This window comes from Streptomyces sp. NPDC020898 (assembly GCF_044333925.1).
Classification (GTDB): Bacteria; Actinomycetota; Actinomycetes; order Streptomycetales; family Streptomycetaceae; genus Streptomyces.
Genome location: NZ_JBIRRV010000003.1, coordinates 682,429 through 690,281, shown reverse-complemented (window position 1 = coordinate 690,281; position 7,853 = coordinate 682,429). Strand labels below are relative to the sequence as shown.

The window sequence follows — 7,853 nt, the reverse complement described above, 5'->3', positions numbered from 1 at the left end:
TCCTACACCGAACTCCCCTCCACCAACCCCGCCGTCATCGCCTTCCTGCGCGAATACAAGGACGACCTCGTCCTGTGCGTCCACAACTTCTCCCGCTTCGCCCAACCCACCGAACTCGACCTACGGACGTTCAGCGGCGCACACCCGGTCGAGCTGATCGGCGGAGTCCGCTTCCCCGCCATCGGTGAACTCCCCTACCTGCTCACCCTCGCGGGCCACGGCTTCTACTGGTTCCGGCTCACCCGAGCCACCCCGCGCACTGGCCGACGACATTGAGTGTGTGCCCGCGAAAGGACGCGTCACCATGCCGAAGACCGCTTCTCTTCGCCCGAGCAGGAACGGCCTCGCCCAGCCCCTGGCCTCGCTCGGCGGACTGCTGCGCGAGTGGCTGCCCCAGCAGCGCTGGTTCGCGGGCAGGGACCGGCCGGTCACGGATCTCGGCCTGCTGTCGATGACCGAGCTGTTTCCGGGCTGTCTGCACCTACTCGTCCGCAGCGGTCACCCGGGCCTCCCCACTCCCGGCGGCACTCCCCCGCACGGCGACTGCTACCAACTGCTCCTCGGTGTACGGGACCGGTTGTCACCGCGCCTCGGCCGGGCTCTCATCGGCCGTGCCGACGAGGGGCCGCTGGCCGGGCTGCTGGTCTACGACGCCTTGCAGGACCCCCAAGCGGCGGGACTGCTTCTTGAGCGCCTCCGGCACCCGGGAACGGCCGGTCCGCTGCGCTTCGAGGCCGACCCCGCTGTCACCGTTCCCGCCGGCCTCACTCCGCGTCTCCTCGACGTCGAACAGTCCAACTCCTCGCTCGTGTACGGCGATTCGTTCATCCTGAAGGTGCTCAGACGCGTCCAGCCCGGTGTCCACCCCGATCTGGAGGTCCCCGCGGCACTCGCCCGGCAGGGTTGCGCCCGCGTACCCGCCCCGGCCGCCTGGTTCCGGACCGCCCGTCCGCAGGACGCGACCCTCGGGGTACTCCAGCCGTTCCTGCCCGGCGCCTCCGACGGCTGGACGCTGGCCCTGCGCGCCCTCACCTCGGGGCACGAGTTCACCGCCGAGGCCTACGAGTTGGGGCGCGCGACCGCCGACGTACATCTGGCCCTCGCGACCGCCTTCCCGTGCGACACGCGGAGCATGCGGCACAGCAGGCGTACGGCGGCGGCGATGACCGAGCGCCTGGATGCCGCCGTGCACTACGTACCGGCGCTGCGGCCGTATGCCCGAGGGCTGCGGGCCGCCTTCGACGGGCTGGCCGGGTTCGGCGCCGGCCCGGCCGCGCAGCGCGTCCACGGTGATCTGCACCTCGGGCAGGTGCTGAGCACCGGCAGCGACTGGTTCGTCATCGACTTCGAGGGCGAGCCGTCCCGCCCCCTCGCCGAACGCCGCAGCGCCCAGTCGCCGGTACGGGACATCGCCGGCATGCTGCGCTCCTTCGACTACGCCGCCCGCACCAGCCTGCCGTGGCGCCCCGAGTGGGCACGGCGCTGCCGGGAGGCCTACTGCGCGGGTTACGCGGCCCGGGCCGGGTGGGACCCGCGCCGCACACCCGGGCTGCTGCGTGCGTACGAGACCGACCGGGCCGTGTACGAGGTCGTCTACGAGGCCCGGCACCGCCCCGACTGGCTCCCTGTCCCCATGTCGGCGATCGAGCGACTCGCCGTCCGAGGAGGCTGACCATCATGGCCCTGCGCGACCCGTCCCTCCCCGAGACTCCCTCCCTCGGCCGGTCCGACACCTTGTGGGAACCGGGCGAGAAACAACGTCTGCTCGCCGGCACCCACCACGACCCGCACGCACTGCTCGGCGCGCATCCCGTGCCGGGCGCCGGAGTCGCCTTCCGCGCCCTTCGCCCGTACGCGCGCACCGTGAGCGTGCTCGTCGACGGTCGGCCCCACGAACTCGACGACGAGGGGGACGGCCTGTTCAGTGCCGTACTCCCCTTCGACGTGATCCCCGACTACAGGTTGCTGGTGTCGTACGAGGGCGGTGAGTCGGAGGTCGAGGACCCGTACCGTTTCCTGCCCGCGCTCGGTGAGCTGGACCTGCATCTCATCCGCGAGGGCCGGCACGAGGAGCTGTGGCGGGCACTGGGCGCCGAACCGATGACCCACCAGGGCGTCACCGGCACCCGCTTCACCGTGTGGGCGCCGAACGCGCGCGGGGTACGGGTGACCGGAGACTTCAGCTTCTGGGACGGCACCGCCCATCCGATGCGCTCCCTCGGCTCGTCCGGGGTGTGGGAACTGTTCGTGCCCGGTGTCGGTGAGGGCGAGCGGTACAAGTTCGAGGTCGTGGCCCGGGACGGCGGCCGCGTACAGAAGGCGGACCCCATGGCCCGGCGTACCGAGGTGCCGCCCGCCACGGCGTCCGTCGTCACCGCCTCCCACTACGAGTGGGGCGACGAGGAGTGGCTCGCCCGCCGGGCCGGCACGTCCGTGCACGAGGAAGCGTTCTCCGTGTACGAGGTCCATCTGCCGTCCTGGCGACCAGGATTGACGTACCGTCAACTCGCCGACGAACTCCCGTCCTACGTCCGCGACTTGGGCTTCACACATGTGCAGCTCATGCCGGTCGCCGAGCATCCCTTCGGCGGGTCCTGGGGTTATCAGGTCACCTCCTACTACGCTCCGACGGCCCGGCTGGGTCCTCCCGACGACTTCCGGTATCTGGTCGACGCGTTGCACCGGGCCGGTGTCGGCGTCCTGCTGGACTGGGTTCCCGCGCACTTCCCCAAGGACGAGTGGGCGTTGGCCCGGTTCGACGGGGAGCCCCTCTATGAGCCCGGCGATCCGCTGCGTGCCGAGCATCCGGACTGGGGGACGTACGAGTTCGACCTCGGGCGGACCGAGGTGCGCAACTTCCTGGTCGCCAACGCCGTGTACTGGTGCGAGGAGTTCCACCTTGACGGGCTGCGCGTGGACGCGGTCGCCTCGATGCTCTACCTCGACTACTCGCGCGACTCGGGACAGTGGACGCCGAACCAGCACGGCGGCCGGGAGAACCTGGACGCCGTGGCCTTCCTCCAGGAGATGAACGCCACCGTGTACCGGCGGGTCCCGGGGGTCGTGACCATCGCCGAGGAGTCCACCGCATGGGACGGGGTGACCCGGCCCACCGACAGTGGCGGGCTCGGCTTCGGCCTGAAGTGGAACATGGGCTGGATGCACGACTCGCTCGGCTATATCGAACACGAGCCGGTGCATCGCAAGTACCACCACCACGAGATGACGTTCTCCATGGTGTACGCGTACAGCGAGAACTACGTCCTGCCGATCTCCCACGACGAAGTCGTCCACGGCAAGCAGTCGTTGGTGTCGAAGATGCCGGGCGACTGGTGGCAGCAACGGGCGAACGCACGGGCGTACCTCGGCTTCATGTGGGCCCACCCCGGCAAGCAACTCCTCTTCATGGGCCAGGAGTTCGCCCAGGGCGCCGAGTGGTCCGAGGCCGACGGGCCGGACTGGTGGCTGCTGGACCCCGCCTACGGTGCCGAGGCGGACCACAGAGGCGTGCGCGATCTCGTCCGCGATCTCAACACCGTCTACCGTCGCACTGCCGCCCTCTGGCAGCGCGACACCGACCCCGCAGGATTCCGCTGGGTGGCGGGGGACGCCGCCGAGGACAACGTCTTCGCGTTCCTGCGCTACGACACAACAGGGGTGCCCCTGTTGGCCGTCAGCAACTTCTCACCGGTGGTCCGCCACGACTACCGCCTCGACGTGCCCGGCTCGGTACCCGCCTGGCAGGAGATCCTCAACACCGATGCCGCCCGCTACGGCGGCAGCGACGTCCACAACCCCGGCCCCGTGACACCCCGGTCGTCCAGCGTCCGGCTGACACTGCCGCCGCTCGCCACGGTGTGGCTGGCGCCGGGACGCGGGCGAGAGGCGGGGTGAGCGCGGAAAACCTCTTCCGAAACCCTCTGAGGGAAAGCGACTTCACAGTTACCGACAACAACGTCCGCCACCTGAGCTAGATTCGTTCACCGTCGATAACTCCACTCGTCGGCGCGGTCACAGTCAGTACGATCCAGGAGCAGCGCATGCGCGACTTCGCCCTCGCTCCCCCCACCACCTCCGCACCTCTGACGGGCGGCCTCGCCGACAGTGTCTTCGACACGGCGCTGCGTGATCCGAACCTGCCGCAGCTCGCGCGCCGCCCCGACCCGGTCAAGCCGGTCTGGACGCAGGTGACCGCCGCCGAGCTGCGGGACGAGGTCCTCGACCTGGCCAAGGGGCTCGTCGCCTCCGGGATCTCACCGGGCCACCGCGTGGCCATCATGGCCCGCACGCGCTACGAGTGGACGGTGCTCTGCTACGCCCTCTGGTCGGTGGGCGCCGAGATCGTGCCGATCTATCCGACCTCCTCGCGCGACCAGGTCGCCTGGATCCTCGCGGACTCGCGGTGCAGCGCCGTCGTCGTCGAGGACGAGCAGGGCCTCATGACCGTCGGCTCGGTGTGCACCTCATTGCCCATGCTGCGCAACGTGTGGCAGCTGGACGACGGCGCCCTGCCCCAACTCGTGGAGCTGGGCCGGTCGGTGCCGACGACGACGGTCGACTCGCTGCGCCGGATCGTGCTGCCGGACTCGCCCGCGGTGATCGCCTACACGTCCGGCACGACCGGGCATCCCCGGGGCTGCTCCCTGAGCCACCGCAGCCTGGCCGACCCGTGCGACACCCTGCTCGCGGGCTGGAAGCACACGGCGGCGCCGCCCGGACAGCAGCCCAGCGTCCTCGCCTTCCTGCCGTTCTCGCACGTGTACGGCCTGATGATCCAGGGCCTGTGTCTGCGCGGCGGCATGCTGATGGGCCATGAGCCCGACCTGAGCGGGGACGCGCTGTCGTCGGCGCTGCTCTCCTTCCGGCCGACGTACCTGTACGCCGTGCCGTCGGTCTTCGAGAAGATCTACAAGAACTTCCTGCGCGCCGCCCAGGGTGCGGGCCGGGGCAGCCTGTTCGAGCGGGCCGTCGTCACCGCCCGGGACTTCGCGACGGCCGTCGAGCGGCAACGGCTGGGCACGGGCTCCGGACCCGGTTTCGACCTGCGGCTCCAGCACGCCCTCTACGAACGGACGGTGTACCGCAAGCTCCGCGCCGCGCTGGGCGGGCGCGTGTGCGGCGCGGTCTCCGGCGGCTCACCCCTCAACCGCGAACTCGCCCTGTTCTACGCGGGAATCGGCATCCTCGTCCACGACGGCTACGGCCTCACCGAGACCAGCGGCGGCATCACCGCGCAGCCCGTGGGCCGGGAGAAGTTCGGGACGGTCGGGCAGGCGCTGCCCGGCACGGAGATCCGGGTCGCGGACGACGGCGAGATCCTGGTGTACGGCGCGTCCGTCTTCCAGGGGTACGTGAACGACGACGCCTCCACCCGGGCAGCGCTGCGGGGCGGCTGGCTGGCCACCGGGGACATCGGGCGGCTGGACCCGCAGGGGTATCTGACGATCACCGGGCGCAAGAAGGACACCATCATCACCAGCAGCGGCAAGAGCGTCGCGCCGACCGGCCTGGAGCAGCGGCTGCGGATGCATCCGCTCGTGCACCAGGCGGTGGTCGTGGGCGACAACCGGCCGTGTGTGGGCGCCCTGATCACCCTCGACCCGGAGTTCCTGACGCACTGGCGCGGCACTCTGGCCCTGCACGACGAAACGCCGGGCCGACAGGCGCGGGAGGAGAACGCCCTGCGGGAGGAGATCGGACGGGCCGTCGCCGCCGCCAACAGCGCGGTGTCGCGGTCGGAGTCCATCCGGGTGTTCCGGGTCCTGGCGGAGCCCTTCGCCCTCAGCAACGGCCTGCTGACCCCCTCGATGAAGCTGCGCCGGGACGCGATCGTGCGGCACTACGCCTTCGAGATCGACGCGATGTACCAGGCCCGGACGCGCTCTCCCCGGCCGAGTTCGGCCGCGGCGGAACTCGCACACTGGGACGACTCCGACAACGTGTTCCGGTGAGCGGGCCGCACGTGCGTGGCGCGCCCGCCGGTTGACGGTACGGCGGACGGGCCCGCAGAGTGATCTCCGCGCGCCTCCGGCACCGTACCGGCCGGTCGCGCGCCGAGCATCGCCTGTCGGCCTTCCCATACGGATTGGACCTCGCCGTGACCAGTACCGCCGCGCCCTGGCCGCACGCGCCCGTGAGGGTCGGCCTCGTCGGCGCCGGGCCCTGGGCCCAGGGGGTGCACGCGCGCGTGCTGGCCGCCGGTCCCGAGACCGAGCTCGCCGGTGTCTGGGCGCGCCGCCCGGAGGCGGCCGCGGAGACTGCGGCGCCGTACGGGGCCCCGGTCGCCGCCCGGTTCGAGGAACTGCTCGACACCTGCGAGGCGGTGGCGTTCGCCGTGCCGCCCGCTGTACAGGCCGAGCTCGCGCTGCGCGCCGTGAAGGCGGGCAAGGCGCTGCTGCTGGAGAAGCCGATCGCCGAGGACCTCGGGGCGGCCCGGCGGCTGGTGGACGCGATCGACGAGGCCGGGGTCGTCTCCCAGGTCACCCTGACCAACCGCTACCACCCGAAGACCCGCCGGTTCCTGCAGGCGGCGAGCAAGGCGGACGTGTACGGCGCGCGGTCGTCCTTTCTGAGCGGTGCCTTCCTGGACGGCCCGTTCGCGACCTCCTGGCGACTCGAACACGGTGCGCTGCTCGATCTGGGGCCGCATGTCCTCGATCTCCTCGACGCGTCCGTGGGCCGGATCGTGCGGGTGCGCGGGGCGGGAGATCCGCGCCGCTGGATCGAACTGACCTGTGAGCACGAGAACGGTGCGGTCAGCCAGGCCTCCCTGTCCGGTTCCGTGAACGTTCCGCAGGGCCTGGCCCGGGTCGAACTCTTCGGTCCCGGCCCGGAGTTGGTGTTCGACGGCGCGGGGCTCGACCACGAGGAGAGCTGGCCGGTGCTGCGCCGCGAGTTCGCGACCGCGGTACGCACCGGTGTCTCCGGCGAGCTCGACGCCCGCCGGGGTCTGCGTCTCCAGACGCTGATCGCCCAGGTGACCGAGGTCGGAGCACCCCCAAACCGGACGTGACGTGGATCACGCCCGGCTTCGGAGCCGATGTGGAACAACCAGGAGTGGCCGGCCGTTCTTGTGTACGTGGCTGCGGAGGGGACAGTGTCCCCGGGCCTCACCTATAGCCCATGGGGAAGATCGTTCGGCTGAAGCCCCATGGAGCCTTTCGCCGAGAGGCGACCGCCCTCCGCGTGCCACCACCTACGGCCCTGGCTGGTCTCCCCCGTCCAGCCAGGGCCTTCTCATGTCAAAAAGCAGCTCGTGCGTGCAGCCGAGGTGCCCGGCGCGTCCGCAACGGCTGAAATAGGTGGAGGGGAAGTCACCGGAACCGGGTAGTGCGCTGCCACGGCGGACGTCTTCCCTCCAGATCGCCGGCGAGGAGCCCTGCTCATGACCAAAGCGATAAAGCTGCTGACCGCCCTTCCCCCGCCCCGCCGTGAGCGTCTGCTGGCGCTCGCGACGGAAGTGTCCTTTCCCGAGGACCAAAGGATCTTCGAGGCGGGCGGCACCGCCGACCGCTTCTGGGTCGTCCGCTCCGGCGCGGTCTCCCTGATCCAGCAGGTGACGCCGGCGCAGCGGGTGACCGTGGCCAGTCTGGGCGCGGGTGATCTGCTCGGCTGGTCCTGGCTCTTCCCGCCGCACCGGTGGGACTTCGGCGCCGAGGCCTTCAGTCCCGTACGCGCCTACGAGTTCGACGCCGGGTCGGTGCTCGAACTCTGCGAGGAGGAACCGGCCCTCGGGCTGCAACTGGTGCGGATCATCGCCGAGATCCTGGCCTATCGGCTGGAGCTGACGCGGGGCAGGCTGATGGACCACTATTCGCTGCACAAGCGGGGGCCCGGGTGACGAGTGCCGGGTC

The 7,853-nt window shown here is 70.9% G+C and carries 6 protein-coding genes; all 6 read left to right on the top strand.

Annotated features, from left to right (window positions below):
- Positions 1 to 276: alpha-glucosidase C-terminal domain-containing protein (locus ACH4TV_RS14345; RefSeq protein WP_398397736.1), on the top strand; the 276-nt coding region annotated here is incomplete at its 5' end.
- 28 nt (positions 277 to 304) lie between these two features.
- Positions 305 to 1,672: a maltokinase gene (locus tag ACH4TV_RS14340; protein WP_398397735.1), complete on the top strand. Its 1,368-nt coding sequence runs from the start codon at positions 305 to 307 to the stop codon at positions 1,670 to 1,672.
- Between the two features lie 5 nt (positions 1,673 to 1,677).
- Positions 1,678 to 3,894 carry a 1,4-alpha-glucan branching enzyme gene (gene glgB, locus ACH4TV_RS14335; RefSeq protein WP_398397733.1) on the top strand — a complete coding sequence of 739 codons (2,217 nt, stop codon included), beginning with the start codon at positions 1,678 to 1,680 and terminating at the stop codon, positions 3,892 to 3,894.
- Between the two features lie 146 nt (positions 3,895 to 4,040).
- Entirely contained in the window at positions 4,041 to 5,951 is a 1,911-nt protein-coding gene (locus tag ACH4TV_RS14330; protein ID WP_398397731.1) for an AMP-dependent synthetase/ligase, read from the top strand.
- 146 nt (positions 5,952 to 6,097) lie between these two features.
- The gene (locus ACH4TV_RS14325; protein ID WP_398397729.1) at positions 6,098 to 7,012 is read left to right on the top strand and encodes a Gfo/Idh/MocA family protein; all 915 of its coding nucleotides are present in this window, start codon (positions 6,098 to 6,100) and stop codon (positions 7,010 to 7,012) included.
- A gap of 372 nt (positions 7,013 to 7,384) precedes the next feature.
- Positions 7,385 to 7,840, top strand: coding sequence for a cyclic nucleotide-binding domain-containing protein (locus ACH4TV_RS14320; protein ID WP_398397727.1), 456 nt, complete (start codon positions 7,385 to 7,387; stop codon positions 7,838 to 7,840).
- Positions 7,841 to 7,853: the final 13 nt, after the last annotated feature.